We start from the raw sequence: 22,766 nt of genomic DNA on the forward strand, positions 1-22,766 counted from the left end.
TGCATAAATATCCATCCACTATTCATTCACAGTGGAGGCGGGTTTTCTGCACAGGCACCCCACAAGCACTTGGTTGAGATTCCGGGCTCAAACGGGGTTTTCCACAGTTTTCACAAGGGTTATTAACACTACGATTCTTAAAGAAAAAACGTCAAATAACAAAAAATCTGTGCTCGTGCTGCCGGGCGGGGTTGGGCTCTTGTAATTACAGATTTTCGTGAGGGCTCTTTGGTTAAGGGTCACGGCTTGTAATTACAGAAAAACAGCTTTAGTGCCACGGTAGTCCGGTAGACTGGACACCTGAACTGTGCCCGTTTAAGGGCTTCTCATGTTTAAAGCTTTGGAAGGTGCTCCAGTGAAATTTACTGTCGAACGCGATACTTTGGCCGAGGCCGTCAGCTGGACTGCCCGCTCCCTCTCCCCCCGTCCGCCTGTACCGGTACTCTCTGGCCTGCTCATCAAGGCAACAGCCGGTGAAGTGTCTATCGCCAGCTTCGACTACGAGACCTCAGCTAAGCTCAACATCGCAGCCGATATCGCTGAAGAGGGCGAAGCCCTGGTATCTGGCCGTCTGCTTGCCGATATCTGCCGTTCACTGCCCAAGTCTGACGTGCTCTTTGAACTGCGTGAGGGCAAGGTTCACCTCTCCTGCGGTTCTTCTAACTTCAACCTGTCGTCCATGCCTGTAGCTGACTACCCCGAGCTTCCTGCCCTCCCCGCGGTATCAGGTACCGTTGAGGGCTCTGAGTTCGCCAAGGCTGTTACCCAGGTGTCAGTAGCAGCGTCCAAGGACGATACCCTGCCGATTCTGACCGGTGTGCGCATGGAAATCGAAGGTGACCAGATTACCCTGCTCGCAACCGACCGCTACCGTCTGGCTATGCGCGAGCTGACCTGGAACCCCGCAGACGCTTCTATCTCAACCGCTGCGCTGGTCAAGGCTAAGACCCTTTCTGAGGTCGCCAAGACCCTGGGGGGTGCAGGAGAACTGTCCATCGCCCTGTCAGATGCCCACGAGCTCATCGGCTTTGAATCTGACTCCCGCCGCACCACCAGCCTGCTGGTCGACGGCGAATACCCCAAGATTCGCTCCCTCTTCCCCGAAGTCACCCCCGTGCACGCGATCGTCCGTACCTCAGACCTGATGGAAGCCGTCCGCCGTGTCTCCCTGGTCGCTGAGCGCAACACCCCCGTCCGCCTGGCCTTCAGCCAGGGCCAGGTCACCCTGGACGCCGGCACCGGCGAGGACGCCCAGGCAACCGAGGTGCTGCAGGCCCACCTGCACGGCGACGACATCACCGTAGCCTTCAACCCCAGCTACCTCTCCGAAGGTCTGCACACCTTCGCAGCCAACAAGTTCGTGCGCTTCTCCTTCACCGACCCCCGCAAGCCCGTTGTGCTCTCTGAGCAGGACGACTGGCAGGCTGAAGATGAGAAGAACTACCGCTACCTGCTCATGCCTATCCGCCTGCAGAACCAGTAAAACCGCAGGTCAAACCGCTATCTCAAGGAGGGCGCGCTGTACATCGACCATCTTTCGTTGATGGACTACCGCACCTACCAGCTCCTGACTCTTCCCCTCACCCCCGGCGTCACCGTCTTTCTCGGGTCAAACGGGGTGGGCAAAACCAATATCGTTGAAGCCATCGACTACACTGCGCAGCTGGCTTCTCACCGGGTTAGTCAGGACGCCCCGCTGGTACGTGTGGGCGCTGACCGCGCCTACATCCGCACCCGCACGGTCCGCGGCAACCAGCAGACCGTCCTTGAGTTTGAACTAGCCCCCGGCAAAAGCAACCGGGTACGCATCAACCGGGCGGCGCCCGTCCGCGCCCGTGAAGCCCTGGGCGTCACTCGCACCGTGCTTTTCTCACCCGAGGATTTGCAGCTGGTGAAGGGGGACCCCGCCGGGCGACGCCGTTTCCTTGATGATTTGGCGGTATCCCTGCGCCCCTCTGTTGCCGCCTACCGGGCGGACTACGAGCGGGTTTTGCGCCAGCGGAATTCCCTGCTCAAATCCATGCGCTCGCGGCGCAGCACCGGGGCCGAGGACTCCTACACCCTGGAGGTCTGGAACAAGCAGCTGGCGGACGCCGGTGCCCACCTTCTGCAGGCCCGACTACGCACCCTGGCCCTGCTTCTGCCGCAACTACAGAGGGCCTATACCGAGCTCACGGACGGTTCCAAGAATGTGAGCCTGGTGTACGATTCCACTGTTTTCCCGCCGATTTCAGCTAACCTTCTGCCGACCGCAGCCCTGATGGGGGTAGATGATCTGCGGGAGGCTATGTTGCGCGGTTTTGCCGATAAGCAGCGGGAAGAGCTGGAGCGCGGCGTGACCCTGGTGGGACCCCACCGCGATGATCTTGCCCTGGAACTCGGTGGCATCCCGGTCAAGGGTTTTGCATCCCACGGGGAAAGCTGGTCGTATGCCCTGGGTCTGAAGCTGGCCTCCTGGTACGTGCACCTGGCAGATAACGATGCCCCCGGCGCCTCCCCCATCTTGATTCTTGATGACGTCTTTGCTGAGCTCGATACCGCCCGCCGCCATAAGCTGGGTGCTATTGTTGCCGGTGCTGAGCAGGTGCTGGTGACCTGTGCTGTAGCAAGTGATATCCCTGAAGAACTGGGAGAGATTACCCTGGTCAGGGTTGAACCCGGCAGGGCCCGAGTGGAAAGCTCCCCACTAGGTAATATTCCAAATCAGGAATAATTGGGCAACGGGGTAAATATGGTTGATTCAGAATATGATGTAGAAGCAGTGGATGCTCCCCATGCCCTGCTCAGCCGCATCCGGGCTGCCAAAGAAGCCCGCGGTGAACACCGGGTGCAGGGCGCTGCCGGTCGGAAAATTATCAAGGACTTCGGCCGCGTCATGAACGCTGAGCCCGGCACCAAAGTGCGTCGCTATGCCTCAACAGAATCAACCGGCCAGCTCGGTGGCTATACCGGAGCTGGCCCCAGCGCCCGCGACCCGCAGAGCCTCGGTGGCCTGCTCGACCGCGTCATTATGGAGCGGGGCTGGACCACTCCCCTAGCGGTTTCCTCGGTTATGGCCCGCTGGGACAAACTGGTCGGCCCCCAAATCGCCTCGAAAGCTACCCCCGAGAGTTTTGAAGACGGGGTGATGACCGTCCGCTGCGAATCAACCGCCTGGGCCGTGCAGATTCGCCAGATGAAATACGACATCATGCGCCGCTTCAACGGGGAGCTGGGGGACGATGTCGTCAAAGACGTGCGCGCCTTTGGGCCAGCAGCCCCCTCGTGGAAAAAAGGACGGCGGGTTGCCCCCGGCGGGCGCGGCCCCCGCGATACCTACGGGTAGAAAACCCAAGGGTGCAAATTACAAAAATCGTTTCTGCGCCCCTGACCCCCTGACCCTGTGAGAACCCACAGCATCGGGGTTCCGGTCGCTCTAGCAGCGAGCTAGGGCTCTTCTGGCCCTAAGTACCCCTCTAAAACATCACAAAACAGGTTCAAAAATAGCCCTGTGCGGTAGAATTGAGAGCAGAATACGCGCGCCTGCCCGCCCGTACAGTAGCCCCACCCCGCCGCCTTGAGCGCGGGCGTCCGCGCTGAACGGCCGCCGGTGCGAGACCGACCATGCAAGGAGCCTAACTACCTGTGGCAACTGAAGAAACCTCCCACGAATACGGCGCCGCCGACATCACGGTCCTCGAAGGCCTTGAAGCCGTGCGCAAGCGCCCCGGTATGTACATCGGTTCAACCGGCGAACGCGGCCTGCACCACCTGGTCTACGAAGTCGTTGATAACTCCGTCGATGAGGCCCTGGCAGGGCACGCCGACCTGATCGAGGTCGTCATTCAGAAGGACGGCGCAGTGCGAGTTGCCGACAACGGGCGAGGCATTCCCGTCGATGAGCACCCCACCGAAAAGAAGCCCACCGTCGAGGTCGTCATGACCATCCTGCACGCCGGTGGTAAGTTCGGCGGCGGCGGCTACGCGGTCTCCGGCGGCCTGCACGGTGTGGGTATCTCCGTTGTTAACGCGCTTTCGACTAAGGTCGAAACCGAGGTGCGCCGCCAGGGCTACAAGTGGCACATCAGCTACGCCAACGGCGGCCATACCGTCAAGCCCCTCACCCGCGGGGAGGCCACCGACGAAACCGGCACCACCCAGACCTTCTACCCCGACCCCGAAATCTTCGAAACCGTCGAATTCGATTTCGAGACCCTGCGCGCCCGTTTCCAGCAGATGGCCTTCCTGAACAAGGGCCTGACCATCCAGCTCACCGACGAACGCGAGCTGCACGAGGGGGATGAAGTCACCGGCGAAGAGAAGCCCGAGAAGCTGCCCCTCAACCAGGTGGGTGCCGATGCCAACGGCTACAAGACCGTCACCTACATGTACAAGGACGGCCTCTTCGACTACGTGAACTTCCTGAATACCTCCAAGAAGCTCACCACCGTGCACGATGACATCATCGCCTTCGAAAGCGAAGATACCGACCGCATGATGAGCCTGGAAGTGGCCATGCAGTGGACCACCGCCTACAAGGAATCGGTGCATACCTACGCCAACACCATCAACACCCACGAGGGCGGCACCCACGAAGAGGGCTTCCGTACTGCTCTAACCACCCTGATCAACCGCTTCGCCCGCGACAACAAGCTGCTGCGCGAGAAGGACGACAACCTCACCGGTGAGGATGTCCGCGAAGGTCTGACCGCCGTGGTCTCTGTCAAGATCTCTGAGCCCCAGTTCGAGGGGCAGACCAAGACCAAGCTGGGTAACTCCGAAGCCAAGGCTTTCGTTCAGCGCGAGACCATGGACCAGCTGGGCGACTGGCTGGAACGTAACCCCGGTACCGGTAAGGAAATCGTCCGCCGCGCTATCACCGCAGCCCAGGCCCGCCTGGCTGCCCGCAAGGCCCGCGAAACCACCCGCCGCAAGGGTCTGCTTGAAACCGGCTCCATGCCGGGCAAGCTCAAGGACTGCTCCTCCAAGGACCCCTCAATTTCAGAGATTTACCTGGTGGAGGGTGACTCCGCGGGCGGTTCAGCCGTGCGCGGCCGCAACCCCGAAACCCAGGCGATTCTGCCCCTGCGCGGTAAGGTGCTGAACGTCGAGCGCGCTCGCCTCGACCGCGCCCTGTCTAACGCTGAAATCCAGTCACTGATTACCGCCTTCGGTACCGGTATCGGTGAGGACTTCGACATCGAGAAGGCCCGCTACCACAAGGTCGTCCTGATGGCGGACGCGGACGTGGACGGCCAGCACATCACCACCCTGCTGCTGACCCTGCTCTTCCGCTACATGCGTCCGCTCATTGAAGCCGGCTACGTCTACCTGGCCCAGCCCCCGCTCTACCGCATCAAGTGGTCTAACGCCCCGCACGACTACGTCTTCTCGGACGCCGAGCGCGACGCCGCCCTGGAAGCTGGTTACGCCAAGAACCAGCGCATCCCCAAGGACAACGGTATCCAGCGCTACAAGGGTCTGGGCGAAATGGACTACACCGAGCTCTGGGACACCACCATGGACCCCGAACGCCGCACCCTGCTACAGGTCAAGATGGAAGACGCCGCAGCGGCTGACCAGATCTTCTCCGTGCTGATGGGCGAGGACGTCGAGGCTCGCCGAGAATTCATCCAGCAGAACGCAAAGGACATCCGCTTCCTTGATATCTAAGGCTTTTTAGCGTGAATTAAGCGCTATATAGCCAATATGGAATATAAAAATCAAGGACGAAAAACGAGGAACTTATGAGCGACGAGAACACCACCAGCTCACCCCAGCCCATTGAGGGCGATATCGTTGCAACCGACGCAACCCCGGCACCTGCCGCCGGCAACGTTGAGGTTGTAGACCTGCGCTCCGAGATGGAGCGCTCCTACCTGGACTACGCTATGGCCGTCATTATCGGCCGTGCCCTGCCCGATGTGCGTGACGGACTCAAGCCCGTGCACCGCCGCGTCATCTACGCCATGTACGACGGCGGCTACCGCCCCGAGCGCTCCTTCAACAAGTGCGCCCGCGTGGTTGGTGAAGTCATGGGTCAGTACCACCCCCACGGCGACGCCGCTATCTACGACACCCTGGTTCGTCTGATCCAGGACTGGGTCATGCGCTACCCCCTGGCTCTTGGTCAGGGTAACTTCGGCTCCCCCGGTAACGACGGTGCAGCAGCTCCCCGTTACACCGAAACCAAGATGGCCCCCCTGGCCCTCGAAATGGTACGAGATATCACCGAGGACGCCGTCGACTTCCAGCCCAACTACGACGGCAAAAACCAGGAGCCGGTCGTCCTGCCCTCCCGCATCCCCAACCTGCTGGTCAACGGCTCATCGGGCATCGCGGTCGGTATGGCCACCAACATCCCGCCGCACAACCTGCGCGAGGTAGCCGACGGTGTGCAGTGGTTCCTGCAGAACCCCGAAGCCTCCAATGAAGAGCTGCTCGAAGCCCTCATTGCCCGCATTAAGGGCCCCGACTTCCCCACCGGCGCAACCATCCTGGGCCACAAGGGAATCGAGCAGGCCTACCGCACCGGCCGCGGCTCCATCACCATGCGCGCTGTGGTCAACGTTGAAGAAATCCAGGGCCGCACCTGCCTGGTCGTCACCGAACTGCCTTACCAGGCCAACCCCGATAACCTGGCCATCAAGATTGCCGAACTGGTCAAGGACGGCAAAATCACCGGCATCGCTGATCTGCGCGACGAAACCTCCGGCCGTACCGGCCAGCGCCTGGTCATCGTCCTCAAGCGTGACGCCGTGCCCAAGGTGGTGCTGAACAACCTCTACAAGCACACCCAGCTGCAGGAAAACTTCTCAGCCAACATGCTGGCGATTGTGGATGGCGTACCCCGCACCCTCTCCCTGGATGCCTTCATCCGCCACTGGGTCAACCACCAGCTCGAAGTTATCGTGCGCCGCACCCGCTACCGCCTGCGTCAGGCTGAGGAAGAGGCACATATCCTGCGCGGCCTGCTCAAGGCCCTCGACGCCCTCGACGAGGTCATCGCGCTGATTCGCCGCTCCCCTACCGCAGATGACGCCCGCACCGGCCTCATGGACTTCCTCGACATTGACGAGGCTCAGGCCCAGGCCATTCTGAACATGCAGCTGCGCCGCCTTGCCGCCCTGGAACGCCAGAAGATTCAGGATCGCCACGACGAGCTCATGCGCATGATCGACGAATACAACGCGATCATCGCCTCAGAAGACCGCCAGCGCTCCATCATCTCTGAAGAGCTGGCTGAAATCGTTGCCCGCTTTGGCGACGAGCGCCGCACCAAGATCCTCATGGGTTACGACGGCGACATGTCCATGGAAGACCTCATTCCCGAGGAAGAAATGGTCGTCACCATCACCCGCGGCGGCTACGTCAAGCGCACCCGCAGCGACCAGTACCGCTCCCAGCACCGCGGTGGTAAGGGCATCAAGGGTGCCTCCCTGCGCGGGGACGACGTCGTCCAGCACTTCTTCGTCACCTCCACCCACTCCTGGATCCTCTTCTTCACTAACCTGGGCCGCGTCTACCGCACCAAGGCTTACGAGCTCATGGAAGCCGGTCGCGACGCCAAGGGCCAGCACGTGGCTAACCTGCTAGCCTTCCAGCCCGAGGAAACCATCGCCAAGGTCATGGAACTCAAGTCCTACGAGGACGCCCCCTACCTGATCCTGGCCACCAAGAAGGGCCTGGTGAAGAAAACCGCCCTGTCGGACTACGACACCAACCGTGCCGCCGGCGTCATCGCCATCAACCTGCGTGACGGCGACGAACTGGTCTCAGCCCAGCTGGCCAGCGCCGAGGACGACCTGCTGCTGATCTCCCGCCAGGGCCAGTCCCTGCGCTTCACCGCCACCGACGAAGCCCTGCGCCCCATGGGCCGCGCAACCTCCGGTGTGACCGGCATGAAGTTCCGCGAGGGCGATGAGCTACTCTCAGCCAACGTCGTTACCGATGACTCCTTCGTCTTCGTTGTCACCGCAGGCGGCTACGCCAAGCGTACCCAGGTTGACCAGTACCGCGTGCAGGGCCGTGGCGGCCTCGGCATCAAGGTCGCCAAGCTGGCTGAAGACCGCGGCGAGCTCGTCGGTGGCCTGATTGTGGGCGAAGAGGACGAGGTCATGGTCGTCATGCAGTCCGGCAAGGTCGTGCGTACCTCGGTCTCAGAAGTACCGGCCAAGGGCCGCGACACCATGGGCGTTATTTTCGCCAAGCCCGGTAAGAATGACGAGATCCTCGAAGTTGCCCGCAACTACGAGCGCAACATCGATGAGGCAGACGACACCGACGAAAACGGCGCCGAAGGTCCCGAAAAGCCGGCAGATGAAGTACCTTTAGAAAACAACACCACCCCGGCAGTAGCCGACACCGCAGACGCACTTGGAGGTAAGAGTGAGCACTAAAAGCACCGGAACCGCACCGCGGCCAGCGCCGCGAGCCGGCACCCCGCGCGCTGCCCAAGGTAAGGCACGCCCCCAGAGTGCGGCGTCCGCAGGTGCCCAGCGTAAGCCGCTGGTGCGCCCCGCCCCCCGCTCCAAGATCCGTCGCGCTCGCCTGGTCGTTGCCAAGGTAGATACCTTCTCGGTCGCCAAGCTCGTCTTCCTGCTCTCGGTCGCCATCGGTATCGCTACCGTGGTTGCAGCCGTTATTCTCTGGCTCGTCATGCAGGCCACCGGTGCCTTCCAGAGCCTCAATGACCTGCTGACCCTGCTCGGTACCACCGGTGACGCCGTAGACATCTCCCAGTACCTCTCACTGGGCCAGGTAGCTCTCTACAGCACCATCATCTCCGTGGTGAACGTCGTGCTCTTCACCCTGCTCGGCACCCTGGCAGCCATGCTCTACAACGTGGCAGCCAAGCTGGTTGGCGGCGTGGGCGTAACCCTCACCGACGAATAAACCAAAACCCTGCCTCGTGGCGCCCTGTAGATTCAGGGCGCCACGAAGCTTTTAAACACCCTTTCAGGGTATGTGTCTCAGAACACGCTATTTCGATTTGGCAAGGTGTCAAAACCTGTGTAAAGTTATATCTCGTTCTGATGAACACCAAGGGCGTATAGCTCAGACGGTTAGAGCGCTACACTGATAATGTAGAGGTCCCAGGTTCAATTCCTGGTACGCCCACTCACCTTGGTTGAAAGGTTGACATGAAGAAATTTATGGCAATCACGCTCGCTGCGCTGGCAACAGCGGTAGCAGCAAAGAAAGCTAAGGATTCTCAGGAGAATAAAAAAACTTGGGAAGAAGCTACAGATAAAATTTCATAGGTAGCACCCGATGGGGGCGTGGCGCAATTGGTAGCGCACCTGCTTTGCAAGCAGGGGGTTAGGGGTTCGAGTCCCCTCGCCTCCACTCTTCGGTGATTATAGCAAGAGGGAAACACCCGGTCCCATCCCGAACCCGGAAGTTAAGGCTCTTAGCGCCGATGGTACTGCACTGGCGACGGTGTGGGAGAGTAGGTCATCGCCGAATTAAATTTGGTAAGGAACCCCAGTCGAAAGACTGGGGTTCCTTTTTTCTATAAACACTAAAAAGTTATTCCGATAGTTCTCTGGGATAGGTATAGCGCTGTCGTCGGCAGAGTCGCAGGTGAGGCTCGGAGTTGCCTGCAATGACTAACAGCACAAGCGACTCTAGTCTGTTATAGCCTTGAAATAAGCAGAGAAGCATGAGAATAGAAACCGTGACTACAGAACTCATCATTCTGGTGATCGTAGTGCTGACCGCACTAGCCTTCGACTTCACCAACGGCTTCCACGACACAGCCAACGCCATGGCCTCATCTATCGCCACCGGCGCCCTCAAGCCCAAGGCGGCTGTCGCTCTCTCAGCCGTCCTTAACCTCATCGGCGCCTTCCTCTCCATCGAGGTAGCTAAGACCGTCGGCTCCGGCCTCATCGACCTTGAAACTGCCGGCGGTGGCCCCAGCCTCATGCTGATCGTCTTTACCGGCCTGGTAGGCGCAATCCTCTGGAACGTCTTCACCTGGCTGCTGGGCCTGCCTTCCAGCTCCTCTCACGCCCTCTTCGGCGGCCTGATCGGCGCAACCCTGGCATCGCTGGGCACAAGCGGCGTGCTCTGGAACGGCGTGCTGATGAAGATTATCGTCCCCGCCCTGATGGCCCCGCTCATCGCTGGCGTTGTTGCCGGCATCGGCGCTGCCATCATCTACGCGCTGACCAAGAGCGTGCCCGGCGACCAGAAAAAGAAGAACTTCCGCTTCGGCCAGATTTCTGCCGCTTCCCTGATGTCCCTGGCACACGGTACCAACGATGCACAGAAGACCATGGGCGTTATCTTCCTGGCCCTGGTTGCTGCCAACGAAATCAACCCCGAAGCAGATATCCCCTTCTGGGTCCGCCTGGTCTGCGCCCTGGCTATCGCCCTGGGTACCTACCTGGGTGGCTGGCGCATCATCAAGACCATGGGCAAGGGTATCGTCGATATTGAAGGCCCCCAGGGCTTCGCAGCGGACGGCTCCTCGGCAGCTATCATCCTGACCTCCTCCCACTTCGGCATGGCCCTGTCCACCACTCACGTAGCAACCGGCTCCATCATCGGCTCCGGTGTCGGCCGTCGCGCCAAGGTGAGCTGGTCAACCGCCCGCCGTATGGTCATCGCCTGGATTATCACCCTGCCCGCCGCTGGCTCCGTCGGTGCGCTGACCTGGTTCGTGGGTAACGGCATCAACTCTATGACCGGTAGCGCCTGGATGGGCGAGGCAACCGTCTTCCTCATTCTGGTTGGCTTCTGCTTCTGGATGTGGGCCCACTCCCGCAAGAGCGCCGTCAGCCACATCGATATGCACTCGGGTGAGGCTGTCACCGCCCGTGAGGTGCACACCGAGTCGATTCCCACCGTGAAGGCTGGTTCCTAAATGTTGATTGTTGATATCTTCCACAAGATTTACCCCGTCTTCTTGGCCGGTCTGGGCTTTGGTGCTGGCCTGCCGATTCTCTACGCCCTGGGTGTGCGCCTGATGAGCGGCACCGCTGTAGAGACCCCTGAGGGCACTGTCTACACTGAGCCTGCCCCTGTGGCCCGCGCTGCCGCCTATGTGCTGTTTGCGGTGCTGGCTCTGGCTGTTGTGAGCGGTATTCTCTGGATCGCCAAGGACTTCATCTACGCCTACACCGGCTTCAACTTCCTGGGAGCTGCAGGCTAAAAGGGTTCTGTATATAGACGGCGGGGGCTGGTGGTTTGTAACCACCAGCCCCCGCTGGTTTTAAGGGGCGGACGCCGGTGGGCTGGTGTCTTGTTTTGTGAGGGGAGGCGCAGGTAGGGTGCGAAGTATGGTGCTCAACGACCTTCCCTTACGCAGTATCACCGCCCGTAGCGATTTCGAGCCGCTCACCGGTGTCCGCGCCCATACCTGGCCCTATAATCTTGCGGTCACCCGGGCGGCGCTCGCAGGGCTCACCTTTGGGCAACTCACCATCATTGTGGGAGAAAACGGGGCCGGTAAATCCTCCCTCGTGGAATCCATCGCAGAAGCCTACGGCCTGCCTCTCGGGGGCGGGGATAACCGGGTTGCCCGGCCTACCTATGAGCAAGCCTCCGCCTTCGGCGCTGACCTACAGGTTATACGCGGGGTCGCCGGACGCCGGGCAGGGCTCTTCCTGCGAGCTGAGGGAATGCTGGCTCATCTGGAACATATGGCCAGCCTCAAATCACAGCAGGCAGTCGATATTCTGCGCCTCTCCCATGGGGAGGGTACCCAGTGTTTACTTGAAGAATCCTTCGATGATTACGGCCTCTGGATCCTTGATGAACCCGAATCAGGCCTATCTTTCTCGGGGCAGCTTGAACTGTGCGCCCGCGTCCTTGCCTTTCTTGAGCGAGGCGGGCAAGTAGTGCTCTGCACCCACAGCCCGCTCCTTGCTGCGCTCGCTGCACGCCGCAATGAACTGGTGTGGGAAATAGGGGAGTGGGGGATCCAGAAACTGGCCTGGGCTGAGCTCGATATGACCACCCACTGGCGCAATATGCTCGATGACCCCGACATGTACCTGCACCACCTTGGATAAACCGGGGTATATCGCCTATTTTTCAGACTTTCACCCTCAACCTGTGGCGGAGCTAACCGCATATTTGGTAGAATTGGTTTGCGCGTGCAAAAAACCTGTAGTAAGGTAGAAGCATAACACCACGGGGGCGTGGCGCAATTGGTAGCGCACCTGCTTTGCAAGCAGGGGGTTAGGGGTTCGAGTCCCCTCGCCTCCACTTTTCGGTGATTATAGCAAGAGGGAAACACCCGGTCCCATCCCGAACCCGGAAGTTAAGGCTCTTAGCGCCGATGGTACTGCACTGGCGACGGTGTGGGAGAGTAGGTCATCGCCGAATTAAATTTGGTAAGGAACCCCAGTCGAAAGACTGGGGTTCCTTTTTGTATGCGCAGTTCTTTTGGCGAGCGTGCATGATATCGCTGAGCGTGCGCAGGGCGGGTGCACGCTCAGCGATATGGCGCACGCTCGCGTCCGCCCACCGCTCGCGTCCGCCCGTCTCTGTCATAAATAGCCAGAGGCAACCCTGTGTAGGTAAACTAAACACTTCAAAAGTAAGTAGTGTTGCAATCTCTGTGATTGCAGGTGCAAGGACGCACCAGCGAGAACAAAGGCAAAACCATGTCACCACAAGCAGTTGGCTTCGCCCTCCTTATCCTCGGCGTAGCCCTTCTCATCGGCAAGATTATTCGAGTCAAAGTGGGCTGGGTGCAAACCCTCTTTTTGCCCAGCTCTATCGTGGCGGGCGTCCTGCTACTCCTGCTCGGCCCGCAGGTTCTTGGCCGCTTCTCCGGCCCCTGGGGTGAAAACGGCCTCTTTACCGACGCCATGCTCACCACCTGGGGAGCCCTCCCCGGCCTGCTCATCAGCGTCATCTTCGCAACCATGTTCCTGGGGCAAGAGCTCCCCACGCCCAAGCGGGCCGTGCAGCTTGCCGGCCCCCAGCTCTCCCTGGGCGTGGCTCTAGGGTCGGGCCAGTACGTCGTGGGCCTGCTCCTTGCCGCCCTGGTACTCGTCCCCGTCTTTGCAGCCTCGCCCATGACCGGCGCCCTCATCGAAATCGCCTTCGAGGGCGGGCACGGCACCGCTGCCGGTATGCGCGGTGTCATGGAAGACCTGGGCTTCAGTGAAGGTGCCGACCTGGCAGTTGGCCTGGCAACCGTCGGTATCGTAGGCGGTATCGTCATCGGTATTGCCCTCATCAACTGGGGCGTGCGCACCGGCAAGACCGAAATTCTCAAGGGTGACGCCAAGATGTCGATTGCCGAGCAGAAAGGTCTCTTCCGCGAGGACGAGCACTACTCGGCCGGCACAATGACCTCCCGCCCGGCGTCCGTTGAACCGCTCTCCCTGCACATGGCCATTATGGCGCTGGCGGTGCTGGTGGGCTGGCTGATTCTGGAGGGCCTGCGCTGGATTGAGCAGCAGACCTACGCCTCTATCATGCTGGACGAGAACACCCCGCTTGAAATCTTCGCCTATGTGCCGCTCTTCCCCATGGCCCTGCTGGGCGGCGTCATCGTACAGATGGCAGCTAAGGCGGTAGGAGCTGCTTCTATCATCGACCACCAGATGATGCTGCGTATTCAGGGCTGGGCCCTGGACTTCCTCATCGTCGCCGCAATCGCCAACCTGTCCCTACAGGCTGTGGGCGAGAATCTTGCCGTCTTCGCCATACTGGCGGTGGCCGGTATCGGCTTCAACGTGGCTATCTTCCTCTGGCTGGCCCCGCGCCTGATCGGCCGCTACTGGTTCGAACGCGGCATCGGCGACTTTGGCCAGTCTATGGGCGTCACCGCCACCGGCCTGATCCTGATGCGCGTGGTTGACCCCAAGGGCGAATCCCCTGCCTTCGAAGCCTTCGGCTACAAGCAGCTGGTCTTCGAACCCTTCTTCGGCGGTGGGCTGGTGACCGCCCTGGCCGTCCCCGTCATTTATCTGACCGGCATCTGGCCCCTCTTCTTCGTCATGCTCGCCATCTTCATTATCTCCATCGCGGTGGGACTCATCTTCCTGCGCCCCAAAGAGATGAAGGACCGCGAGCGCCACACCCAGCAGATGCAGCAGGTCAAGGCTAAGGACGCTTAGGCGCGGCCCGGGTGCCCCGCCACCTGCCCCCGCTGGGGTAGGCGGCGGTGGGGTGGCGTCTTTTAGGAGAAGAACTTTTGGGCGTTGGTGGTGAGAATGGCGTCAGTGTCTTCGGGGGAGAGGGCTATAGCCCGATCTCCCAGGTGTAGGCTAGCGCCCTGCACGTATTCCACCGCGCGAGTGTATTGGGTGTCTTGGAAGTAGGGGTAGTCCGAGCCCATCATCAGCTGGCTCACTCCGTAGGCATCGGCTGCCAGTAGCAGGGATGGGCCGTGGAAGTTCGCGGTATCAAACCACATGTTGCGCAGCGTCTGTGCAGGGGAATGGTTGAAAGCATCCCAGTCGGTGTAGTTATCTTCGATGCGCTGAGCCAAGAAGGGCAGGTCGCCCGCTAGGTGGGCGATGTGGAAACGAATCTTTGGGAAGCGGGCCGGGATATCTGCTTTGAGCAGGTGGAGCACCGCTACGGCGTCCTCAACCGGTGCTCCGTTGACCCAGACCAGGTCGTGTTCGGTGAGGAGCTCAGAGCCGACCCCGCCGCCGGTAGCGTGAACGTAGACCCTGGCACCCAGCTCATTGAGGCGTTCGTACAGCGGTGTTAGCGACTCGTCCGCGATTGAAAGTGACCCCTGAATGAAGGTGGGAAGGCCCACTCCGATAAAGCCCTCGCGGTCAAAGTATTCATCGAGGACGATCAGTGACTCGGCTACGTGGGGGACGGGCAGCGCCAGGTAGGAACGGAATCGCCCCGGGTAGCTCTGCATGGTTTTTTCGTAGATATCGTTGACTAGTCGGGCTGCTGCTAGCGCATCCTTAGCATCAGGGAGCATGGGCACCTGCGGGGTCACTGAGAGAATCTGCTCGGCGACTCCAGCGTCATCCATCTGCTTCAGACGGGCAGCCATTTCTTCAGGATCATCACTGGCCCGCATGTTCCGGGCAATCTGAGTGGTGGCGGGGTCTGCCCCGTGCTTCTCTAAGAAATCAAGGTAGCGGGCCGGGTAGAGATGGGCGTGGGTATCGATGGTGTTCATATCATCCTTCTTGAGACGTGTCTTACCTTTCTTTGTCTGACTCTACACCTCGTCCCGACGGCTCACTAAGGCTCTGCTAGGCTGAAACCACCATGACCCACCCATACCCAGAACAGCCTTATAACGCCCCGCCTGGGGAAAGCGCGTCCGCTCCGCCTCCGCCGGCTGAAGCAGTGCCTGCCCCGATGCCCGGTGCCAGCGCCCCCGGAATCGACAACAGGTCCTACACCCGGCGTAATATTCTGATTCTGCTGGGTGTGCTGGCTGTTCCTACGGTGCTGGTTCTGGCGCTCGTGGCTTATTTCGCGGGATCCCGCAGCCACATGACTCTGGGCGGAGGGAGCATCTGGGATTCTTCCCTGCTGGCTGATGATGGCTCTTCCAGCTCAGATGCCACCTGGCTGTACGCTGTAGATACTGAGAGCGTTGAGTCGGGCGCCCTTGCCGAGCACCTTGCACAGACGGTTCCCCAGCTGGGCGGCACCAGCGGAATCTTCCAGCGGGAATCCACCCACTCCACCTATATTCACCTGCCGAGCGGTGGCTCCATCAGCATCGACAGCCACGAGGAAATCCCCATCACCCTCTCAGCCGAGACCTGGCAGGAAATCCTCACGCGGGCGTCCGACGAGCGCATGGGGTCGGTGAGCGTCTCAGCCCACGGGGCTGGTGAGTACGAAACCGAGGCTCCCTGGGTTGAGGTCAAGTACTACCTCTACGGAGATAACAGCTCAGACCAACGATCCCTACTCGCTGATATGGCTAGCTGGGAGCCCCTGGACGGGGTAGATATGGAGAGCGTCTCGTACATGGACGAGATAGAGCTTGATACTGATACGGTGCAGGTTTTCGCCTTTGGGCCGCTGAGCGAGGTGCAGGCCTGGTCGAGTTCTGCCGCCCCGATTGCTCAGGCATTCGCGGTGCACACCGAGGGGCTAGAGGTCGTGAGTATCAACAAATACCGGGACTCTACCAACTACTTTGTGACCGCCCGCTTCGAGAGCTACACAGGCGATACGGATGCCGCCCGCCAGGCCATGGTCGAGAGCATACAGGGCACAGCAATCGGCAGTGCCTTTGACCTTGACCTGATGGACGCCACCACCTCGGCCTACTACTTCGAAGGCCGGTGGGACGTCTACGAGTCAGGAACCTCAGAATAAGCCCCCCCTTACAGCAAAGGCCCCGGCCTCCCTGTGCGGGAGCCGGGGCCGGGCGTCCGCGCTCGCAATCAACGAGGGGCGGACGCGCGTGAGCAACTAGTGAGGACTAGGCAGCGGGGGTCTTCCAGGGGTCCTCAACGGGGCGAGAAGCCTTGAAAGCAGCCGCCCCAGCGACAGCGCCAGCAACCAGCAGACCAAAGACCAGCAGGCCCTTGTTGCCGCTCTTAGAAGCCTTCTTCTGCTCCTTGGCGTAACCCTTAGCGGCCTTAACAGCAGCCTTCTGAGCCTTCTTCAGGGCCTTCTTGTCGCCGGTGACCTTAGCAGCAACAGTCTCAACCTGGGTGGGGACCTCAGCGTCGGAGAGCTTATCTGCAACGGTGGTGGCAACGTCAGCAGCCTTAACGCGGGCGGTTGCTACAGCGTTTTCAACGGCGGGGGTGACGTCGTCGATGGTGTGCTGAATCTTATCGGCCAGGGTGGACTGGACCTTCTCCAGCTTCTTGGAGCTGTCCTTAGCGGCAGCCTGGGTTGCCTTGGAGATGCTCTTACCCTGCTTCTCAGCAGCCTTCTGCAGGGCTGAAACCTTCTTGCCGGTCAGCTTCTCGGCGCGAGCGGCCTTCTTCTCGGCCAGGGCGGTCAGCTTGTCAGCCTTCTTGCCGGTGTTCTTAGCGGCCTTTGAGAAGAACTTCTCTGCCTGCTTCTGAGCTTTCTTAGCCTTGCTCTTCTTGCACAGTGCCATGGGTGTTTCCTCCATGTGTGGGGCTGCCCCTCACCTAACTCGCGAGTTCGAGTAGAGCGCGGTGGCAAGCAACTTACATTTAGTATCAGCTTACTTTCTAAAACCTTAAAAGTGTTTTGCGGCGGCGCAAAAACCCTCGTGTTTCTCTGCCCGCTAAAGTTAAGGGCTCCTGAAGGGTTGGCGGACGCTGGTGCGCACCCGCTCGAATGCGACGTGAATTCCCGAGCGGGCTTCGTCTTTAGGGCTAACGTTGTGCGATAAGAGTAAAGATATGCCAAAACTTCTCACCAGTGAAAGTTTTTCCATGGTGGGCTTTTTCATCGAAATGCAACACGGTGAAATCTTCTAATGAGTCCTCAACCCAGCTACGCTCTACCGTGGAGATAAGCGGTTGTTCGGCCCACGAATCACGCGGACCAAGAAGGTCGACTGCGAGGATACCGCCGGGAGCTACAGCATTGAGTATGCGTGACCACGCAGCAGGAAAATGCTCTGGTGGGCAAAAGGGAAGTGCGAAACCGGAGTAAATGAGATCAAAGCTGTGCTTATCAAAGACAAAATCTTGGGCAGTTGCTACAGAATGCGACCAGCGTTTTAGATAGTCGGGGTCTGCCTGCATGATGGTGCTCTGAATGAGGTTCTCACTGTGCGCGTCAGGCTCTACAGAATGAACCTCAAATCCGTGAGAGAGAAGTTTGGCAGTTTCTACTCCAGCGCCAGCGCCCAGGTCTAGAGCCCTACCCTTGCCTGGTGAATGGCAGTAGCTCAGCGCCTGTATAAGGAGAGGGCGGACAGGACGGCCTGCTTGCGCCTGATTGTACTTAGTCCAATGGTTTTCGTCGGAGGAAAGCATGTTTTGATAGTAGCCAGCGGAAATGTGGCATACAAGATATTACGTGAGCTGAATGTGGGATAAGTGCTGTTTTGCGGCCGATCTAGCTAGAAGGCTATGGCTGTAGGGCTACCCTGTTCTAAATCTTTCTAAGGCGTTCTAAAATATTTTTTAGAACGCCTTAGAAAGATTTAGAAAGCAGCGAACGATGAATCAAGACCTCAATCCCTTCACCCCCGGGGCAGGGCTAACACCGCCTGAGCTCACAGGTCGAGACCAAGAAATCATTGACTTCGACAGGCTCGTAGCCCGCAGCAAAATGCGCCTGACCGATAGAGGGCTTATGCTCTACGGTTTACGCGGAGTCGGTAAAACCGTCCTGCTTCGCAGACTAGAAACCCATGCAGAACGCTCCGGCTGGCTCACCCTCAGACTCGAAGGGAGCCTTACTTCCTCTGCCCAAAAACAGCTTCGTATCAAACTCGCACGAGATCTTGCCCAGCAGACCAGGGTAGTCACCCAAGGGCACACTGGAAATGCAATACAGCGAGCAATCGCCTCTATTGCCGAACTATCACTGACGCTGGGCTTTGCCCAAGCCCGCCTAGTGCTCAAACCTAAGACTGACGAACCTGCCTTCACCACCGGCGTCCTCGACATAGACTTCCCCGAAGCAATCTTGAACCTGGCAGAAGCCCTCAAAGAACTCCCCCAGCCTAAAGCTATCGGTTTTTTCATTGACGAAATCCAAGACCTCGACAGCGAACTGCTCGATATGCTCCTGACAACCCAGCATGAGGCGGGACAACGGGAACTACCTTTTTACATCATCGGGGCTGGTCTACCCTCAGTGCCCACCCGTCTAGGGGAAATCAAAACCTACGCTGAACGCCTCTTCAGCTACCGCGAAATAGGTGCTCTTACCCCGGATGCGACCCGGCGGGCTTTCATCGAACCTATCCGCAGGCCCGGCGGTCACATCGTAGCAAGCGCCCTCGAAAAAGCAACCGTAGCCTCGCAGGGCTACCCCTACTTCATTCAGCAGTACGGGCAGGCTATCTGGAACTCTGCCGCCCAACAGACCATCACCGACGACGATGTGCTTGCTGGCCTTGCCGTAGGGCGAAGCGAACTAGATAGCGGTTTTTACCTCACCCGCTGGCAGCGGACTACCGATGCAGAACAGGACTACCTGGTTGCGATGGCCCGCGTGATGAAAGGTCAGGCCGCCCGCACCGGAGAAATCGCAGAGACCCTGAATAAGACAGCTAACGGAACCAGCGTGGTGCGTAAATCCCTCATCGAAAAAGGGCTGGTGTACTCGCCGGGTGTAGGCCAGCTGGCCTTTACGGTGCCGGGAATGCAGGACTTCGTGCTGAGACAGGCGGGGCAGGTATAGGCCGCCCGTCGGCGTCCGCTTCTTTCACTCACCGCAAAAGCTCAGGTCATATCTAGCGGCTGCTCACCTGCCCGTGCGAGAATAGGGGCATGACTGCAACTGCAAAAGCAACTATTCACACCAACCACGGTGACATCGTCGTTAACCTCTTCGGTAACCACGCACCGCTGACCGTCAAGAACTTCATCGGCCTGTCAGATGGCACCCAGGAATGGCGCCACCCCCGCACCGGCGAAGTACAGGAAGGCCCCCTCTACAAGGACGTCATCTTCCACCGCATCATCCGCGACTTCATGATCCAGGGTGGCGACCCCCTCGGTCAGGGCATCGGCGGCCCCGGCTACCAGTTCAAGGACGAAATCCACCCCGAACTGAGCTTCAACAAGCCCTACCTGCTGGCCATGGCTAACGCAGGCCCCGGCACCAACGGCTCCCAGTTCTTCATCACCACTGTTGAGACCCCCTGGCTCAACGGCCGCCACACTATCTTCGGTGAGGTCGCAGATGAGGACTCCAAGAAGGTCGTTGACGCCATCGAAGGTGTAGCAACCGGCGCTATGGACCGCCCCGTCGAGGACGTCGTTATCTCATCCATCGACATCGAAGAACTCTAAACCTTCCACAGGTTAGTGCAAGGCCCGCCCCTTCCTGGGTGGGCCTTTGCTCTACCCTAGAAAAATTTTTTTTGAGCGGCTAACGCCGCAGTTGAAAGGACGAGCGCGTGAGCGAGCAGGTCGGCAGGTACGGCTATTCCAGTGATGAGACTCCGGTGTGCCCCCGCCACCCTGACCAGGTGACCTATGTGCGGTGCGGACGCTGCGGGCGGCTAGCCTGCGGGCAGTGCCAGGTACCGCTTGAGGTGGGCATGATGTGCGTGGACTGCCTGGCAGAAGCGCAACGCTCGGCACCGCGTATCCGTTACGCTAAGGCCCGCCTCACTATTACATATGCTCTTATCGGTATAAATAGTGTGGTGTGGATTTTGCAGTTCTTCTTCGCTAGCATCACCACTTTCGGTATCTATAACCCCCTCTACGTGGAATACACGGGTCAGTGGTACCGTCTGCTGACCTCTGGGTTCTTGCACTCGCCCAACAACGTCACCCACCTGCTCCTTAACATGTTCACCCTCTACCTCTTTGGGCAGGCGCTAGAGCCGCTCATGGGAAAGTGGAAGTTCCTTGCCACCTACCTGCTCTCAATTATTGGTGGCTCCGTGGCAGTGCACCTGCTGGCATCTGTTCTGGGCGGTATGGACGTGAGCACCCTGGGGGCCTCCGGCGGCGTCTTTGGCCTCTTTGGAGCCTTCTTCGCCCTCTCCCGGGCCCGCCAGCAGAGCACCAGCAGCATCGTGATTCTGGTGACGATCAACTTCGCCTTCGGCTTCCTCATGCCGGGTATCTCCTGGGAAGCTCACCTCGGCGGCCTGGTGACCGGCGCCCTGGTCGCTGCTGTTCTTGACCGGCTACCGAGCCGCCCGCGTAGGCCGTAAAACAGCCCAGAAAGAGTGAGGGCCCACCATTACGGTGGGCCCCCAACTCTTTGTCCACAGGATTTATCCACAGCTGTTGATAACTACAGGGGTGTAATTCCACAGATGTTAAAAACCTGTGTACAGCACCAAAAAGCTTTAACTGCCGCCTGTAATTACACCGGTGTAAGAGATTTCCCCAGTTTTATCCCCACCTGTGGATAACTCCTATCCGCAGGGTGTAGAAAACCTGTAATTTCAAAAAATTACTCGGCAGGTACTACGTCACCCGTGAGAGCATCAACCTTGACCGAACCCAGGTCGTTGCCGCGGGTGTCCTCAAAATCAACCTCCCACACCAGGGCGCCGTTCTGGTCATCAAGATCAAGGTCGGTGGCAACCTGCCCGCCGCGCCCCTCAGCGGCGGTGCGGACGGCGTCCGCAGCTAGAACCTGAGCCGCAGCCGCACGCGCTACATCATCAGCATCGTCGCTGGTCTCTTCATCAGCTATAGAACCATCGGCGAAGACGGTGAACTCATGCTTGACCCCGTCCACCACTATGTCAAGATCAAAGCTGTCTTGGGTCTCATCTTCCTCATCCGCCTGCACCACGGTGCCGCCGGGGCGGGCAGCTAGACCCTGCTCAAGCGCAGCAAGCAGAGCCCCCGTTTCGGCAGGGCCCTCAGGGGTAGGGGAGGAGCTGGCGGATGTAGCTGCCTGGCTGCTTGTGGCAGCTGCAGCGGTGGTTGCAGCAGAGGTTTGAGGGGCGCTGGTCTCGGCGCTCCCCGAACCGCACGCTGCAAGTGCCAGCGCTGCTACTGCCGCTGAAGAAGTAAAAACAGTCTTTTTCATAGAAAACATCATACGCTCATTCTTTCAGACCCACATGAAACCAGGAATAAACGAGGCTTAAACCGCTACTTGCCTGAAGTCTCAATCAGCTCAGCTACGGCCTGCGGGGCGCTCGCAGCTGAGACAACAAAAGACCTCTCAGCGGTGCGGACGGTCGGCATCACGGCATTACCGCCATTGACGCTCTTAACTTAGGCCTCGGCGTCCGCGTCCTCCCAGATATTCACCCAGAGGGCTCGCTCACCCATCTCGCCCAGGCCGGCGTCCAGGCGCTGGCAGAAAGGGCACCCCGGGCGCCAATAGATTGCGACGCCACCCTCGGCGACAAAGGTTTCGGGGCTCTGTTGCAAAAATCGTGAAGCTTGAGCATGCTTGGCGGAGATTGGACGGACGGAACGATGACGGATTTCAAGTGGCGCCATTTCCAGGGTGATGTGATCCTGTGGGCGGTGCGCTGGTATTGTCGCTATCCGATCAGCTATCGCGACCTTGAGGAAATGCTGGCGGAACGCGGCATTTCGGTCGACCATACGACGATCTATCGCTGGGTCCAGTGCTACGCCCCGGAGATGGAGAAGCGGCTGCGCTGGTTCTGGCGGCGTGGCTTTGATCCGAGCTGGCGCCTGGATGAAACCTACGTCAAGGTGCGGGGCAAGTGGACCTACCTGTACCGGGCAGTCGACAAGCGGGGCGACACGATCGATTTCTACCTGTCGCCGACCCGCAGCGCCAAGGCAGCGAAGCGGTTCCTGGGCAAGGCCCTGCGAGGCCTGAAGCACTGGGAAAAGCCTGCCACGCTCAATACCGACAAAGCGCCGAGCTATGGTGCAGCGATCACCGAATTGAAGCGCGAAGGAAAGCTGGACCGGGAGACGGCCCACCGGCAGGTGAAGTATCTCAATAACGTGATCGAGGCCGATCACGGAAAGCTCAAGATACTGATCAAGCCGGTGCGCGGTTTCAAATCGATCCCCACGGCCTATGCCACGATCAAGGGATTCGAAGTCATGCGAGCCCTGCGCAAAGGACAGGCTCGCCCCTGGTGCCTGCAGCCCGGCATCAGGGGCGAGGTGCGCCTTGTGGAGAGAGCTTTTGGCATTGGGCCCTCGGCGCTGACGGAGGCCATGGGCATGCTCAACCACCATTTCGCAGCAGCCGCCTGATCGGCGCAGAGCGACAGCCTACCTCTGACTGCCGCCAATCTTTGC

General features: G+C 59.6%; 21 protein-coding genes, 3 tRNA genes and 2 rRNA genes. 21 read left to right on the plus strand and 5 right to left on the minus strand.

The genetic code is table 11. The features are described from left to right. Positions 1 to 355 precede the first annotated feature (355 nt). The 16 genes from dnaN to ACRCJM_RS05895 all read left to right on the plus strand — a co-directional run bounded on the left by dnaN (position 356) and on the right by ACRCJM_RS05895 (position 14,066). A complete protein-coding gene (dnaN, locus tag ACRCJM_RS05820; protein ID WP_431464167.1) occupies positions 356 to 1,483 on the plus strand; it encodes a DNA polymerase III subunit beta in 1,128 nt (375 codons plus the stop codon). 36 nt (positions 1,484 to 1,519) lie between these two features. Further along, entirely contained in the window at positions 1,520 to 2,713 is a 1,194-nt protein-coding gene (gene recF, locus ACRCJM_RS05825; RefSeq protein WP_237187074.1) for a DNA replication/repair protein RecF, read from the plus strand. Between the two features lie 18 nt (positions 2,714 to 2,731). Beyond that, positions 2,732 to 3,325: a DUF721 domain-containing protein gene (locus tag ACRCJM_RS05830; protein ID WP_431464168.1), complete on the plus strand. Its 594-nt coding sequence runs from the start codon at positions 2,732 to 2,734 to the stop codon at positions 3,323 to 3,325. A 299-nt stretch (positions 3,326 to 3,624) separates the two neighbouring features. Next, a complete protein-coding gene (gene gyrB / locus ACRCJM_RS05835) occupies positions 3,625 to 5,652 on the plus strand; it encodes a DNA topoisomerase (ATP-hydrolyzing) subunit B (RefSeq protein WP_237187034.1) in 2,028 nt (675 codons plus the stop codon). A gap of 74 nt (positions 5,653 to 5,726) precedes the next feature. Next, the gene (gyrA, locus tag ACRCJM_RS05840) at positions 5,727 to 8,378 is read left to right on the plus strand and encodes a DNA gyrase subunit A (RefSeq protein ID WP_431464169.1); all 2,652 of its coding nucleotides are present in this window, start codon (positions 5,727 to 5,729) and stop codon (positions 8,376 to 8,378) included. Further along, positions 8,368 to 8,874, plus strand: coding sequence for a DUF3566 domain-containing protein (locus tag ACRCJM_RS05845; protein ID WP_237187036.1), 507 nt, complete (start codon positions 8,368 to 8,370; stop codon positions 8,872 to 8,874). The genes gyrA and ACRCJM_RS05845 overlap by 11 nt, the downstream gene beginning before the upstream one ends. A 151-nt stretch (positions 8,875 to 9,025) precedes the next feature. Then, positions 9,026 to 9,099: transfer RNA gene (locus tag ACRCJM_RS05850), tRNA-Ile, on the plus strand. A gap of 23 nt (positions 9,100 to 9,122) precedes the next feature. Next, the gene (locus tag ACRCJM_RS05855) at positions 9,123 to 9,242 is read left to right on the plus strand and encodes a DLW-39 family protein (protein ID WP_221625849.1); all 120 of its coding nucleotides are present in this window, start codon (positions 9,123 to 9,125) and stop codon (positions 9,240 to 9,242) included. A gap of 12 nt (positions 9,243 to 9,254) precedes the next feature. After that, positions 9,255 to 9,327 (plus strand) — tRNA-Ala (locus ACRCJM_RS05860). A gap of 3 nt (positions 9,328 to 9,330) precedes the next feature. Beyond that, positions 9,331 to 9,447, plus strand: a 5S ribosomal RNA gene (rrf, locus tag ACRCJM_RS05865). Positions 9,448 to 9,658: 211 nt separating this feature from the next. Continuing rightward, positions 9,659 to 10,852 (plus strand): inorganic phosphate transporter, encoded by a 1,194-nt coding sequence (locus ACRCJM_RS05870; protein ID WP_377127325.1) that lies wholly within the window; start codon positions 9,659 to 9,661, stop codon positions 10,850 to 10,852. Next, on the plus strand, positions 10,853 to 11,140 hold the full coding sequence (locus ACRCJM_RS05875) for a hypothetical protein (RefSeq protein WP_135011291.1): 288 nt from the start codon (positions 10,853 to 10,855) through the stop codon (positions 11,138 to 11,140). Positions 11,141 to 11,267: 127 nt separating this feature from the next. Then, the gene (locus tag ACRCJM_RS05880; RefSeq protein ID WP_377127319.1) at positions 11,268 to 12,002 is read left to right on the plus strand and encodes an ATP-binding cassette domain-containing protein; all 735 of its coding nucleotides are present in this window, start codon (positions 11,268 to 11,270) and stop codon (positions 12,000 to 12,002) included. Between the two features lie 123 nt (positions 12,003 to 12,125). Beyond that, positions 12,126 to 12,198: transfer RNA gene (locus ACRCJM_RS05885), tRNA-Ala, on the plus strand. A gap of 3 nt (positions 12,199 to 12,201) precedes the next feature. Beyond that, positions 12,202 to 12,318 (plus strand): 5S ribosomal RNA (rrf, locus tag ACRCJM_RS05890). Between the two features lie 281 nt (positions 12,319 to 12,599). Beyond that, positions 12,600 to 14,066: a sodium/glutamate symporter gene (locus tag ACRCJM_RS05895; RefSeq protein WP_431464170.1), complete on the plus strand. Its 1,467-nt coding sequence runs from the start codon at positions 12,600 to 12,602 to the stop codon at positions 14,064 to 14,066. A gap of 62 nt (positions 14,067 to 14,128) precedes the next feature. Here the strand turns inward: ACRCJM_RS05895 and ACRCJM_RS05900 are convergent, their stop codons facing one another. Next, a complete protein-coding gene (locus tag ACRCJM_RS05900; RefSeq protein WP_431464171.1) occupies positions 14,129 to 15,100 on the minus strand; it encodes an amidohydrolase family protein in 972 nt (323 codons plus the stop codon). Positions 15,101 to 15,192: 92 nt separating this feature from the next. Here ACRCJM_RS05900 and ACRCJM_RS05905 point away from each other — a divergent pair, with 92 nt between their 5' ends. Further along, positions 15,193 to 16,263: a hypothetical protein gene (locus tag ACRCJM_RS05905; RefSeq protein WP_431464172.1), complete on the plus strand. Its 1,071-nt coding sequence runs from the start codon at positions 15,193 to 15,195 to the stop codon at positions 16,261 to 16,263. Positions 16,264 to 16,369: 106 nt separating this feature from the next. On the opposite strand, the gene ACRCJM_RS05910 is transcribed toward ACRCJM_RS05905, so the two are convergent. After that, a complete protein-coding gene (locus ACRCJM_RS05910) occupies positions 16,370 to 17,002 on the minus strand; it encodes a hypothetical protein (RefSeq protein ID WP_237197752.1) in 633 nt (210 codons plus the stop codon). Positions 17,003 to 17,246: 244 nt separating this feature from the next. Further along, positions 17,247 to 17,855 (minus strand): class I SAM-dependent methyltransferase, encoded by a 609-nt coding sequence (locus tag ACRCJM_RS05915; protein ID WP_237221988.1) that lies wholly within the window; start codon positions 17,853 to 17,855, stop codon positions 17,247 to 17,249. Between the two features lie 187 nt (positions 17,856 to 18,042). On the opposite strand from ACRCJM_RS05915, the gene ACRCJM_RS05920 reads away from it, so the two are divergent. The 3 genes from ACRCJM_RS05920 (at position 18,043) to ACRCJM_RS05930 (ending at position 20,725) form a co-directional block, all read left to right on the plus strand. Then, positions 18,043 to 19,233 carry an AAA family ATPase gene (locus ACRCJM_RS05920; RefSeq protein WP_431464173.1) on the plus strand — a complete coding sequence of 397 codons (1,191 nt, stop codon included), beginning with the start codon at positions 18,043 to 18,045 and terminating at the stop codon, positions 19,231 to 19,233. Between the two features lie 89 nt (positions 19,234 to 19,322). Further along, a complete protein-coding gene (locus ACRCJM_RS05925) occupies positions 19,323 to 19,847 on the plus strand; it encodes a peptidylprolyl isomerase (RefSeq protein WP_135011286.1) in 525 nt (174 codons plus the stop codon). Positions 19,848 to 19,954: 107 nt separating this feature from the next. Beyond that, positions 19,955 to 20,725 carry a rhomboid family intramembrane serine protease gene (locus tag ACRCJM_RS05930; protein WP_431464174.1) on the plus strand — a complete coding sequence of 257 codons (771 nt, stop codon included), beginning with the start codon at positions 19,955 to 19,957 and terminating at the stop codon, positions 20,723 to 20,725. Between the two features lie 245 nt (positions 20,726 to 20,970). On the opposite strand, the gene ACRCJM_RS05935 is transcribed toward ACRCJM_RS05930, so the two are convergent. Together ACRCJM_RS05935 and ACRCJM_RS05940 are read right to left on the minus strand one after the other, a co-directional pair. Then, positions 20,971 to 21,558, minus strand: a complete 588-nt coding sequence (locus tag ACRCJM_RS05935; protein WP_431464175.1) for a PepSY domain-containing protein — start codon at positions 21,556 to 21,558, stop codon at positions 20,971 to 20,973. A gap of 191 nt (positions 21,559 to 21,749) precedes the next feature. Then, positions 21,750 to 21,908, minus strand: a complete 159-nt coding sequence (locus tag ACRCJM_RS05940) for a hypothetical protein (RefSeq protein WP_431464176.1) — start codon at positions 21,906 to 21,908, stop codon at positions 21,750 to 21,752. 48 nt (positions 21,909 to 21,956) lie between these two features. On the opposite strand from ACRCJM_RS05940, the gene ACRCJM_RS05945 reads away from it, so the two are divergent. Further along, on the plus strand, positions 21,957 to 22,721 hold the full coding sequence (locus ACRCJM_RS05945) for an IS6-like element IS6100 family transposase (RefSeq protein ID WP_001389365.1): 765 nt from the start codon (positions 21,957 to 21,959) through the stop codon (positions 22,719 to 22,721). Positions 22,722 to 22,766 lie beyond the last annotated feature (45 nt).

Origin of the sequence: Rothia sp. L_38 (genome assembly GCF_050689125.1) — a bacterium.
In the GTDB taxonomy this organism is placed as follows: domain Bacteria; phylum Actinomycetota; class Actinomycetes; order Actinomycetales; family Micrococcaceae; genus Rothia.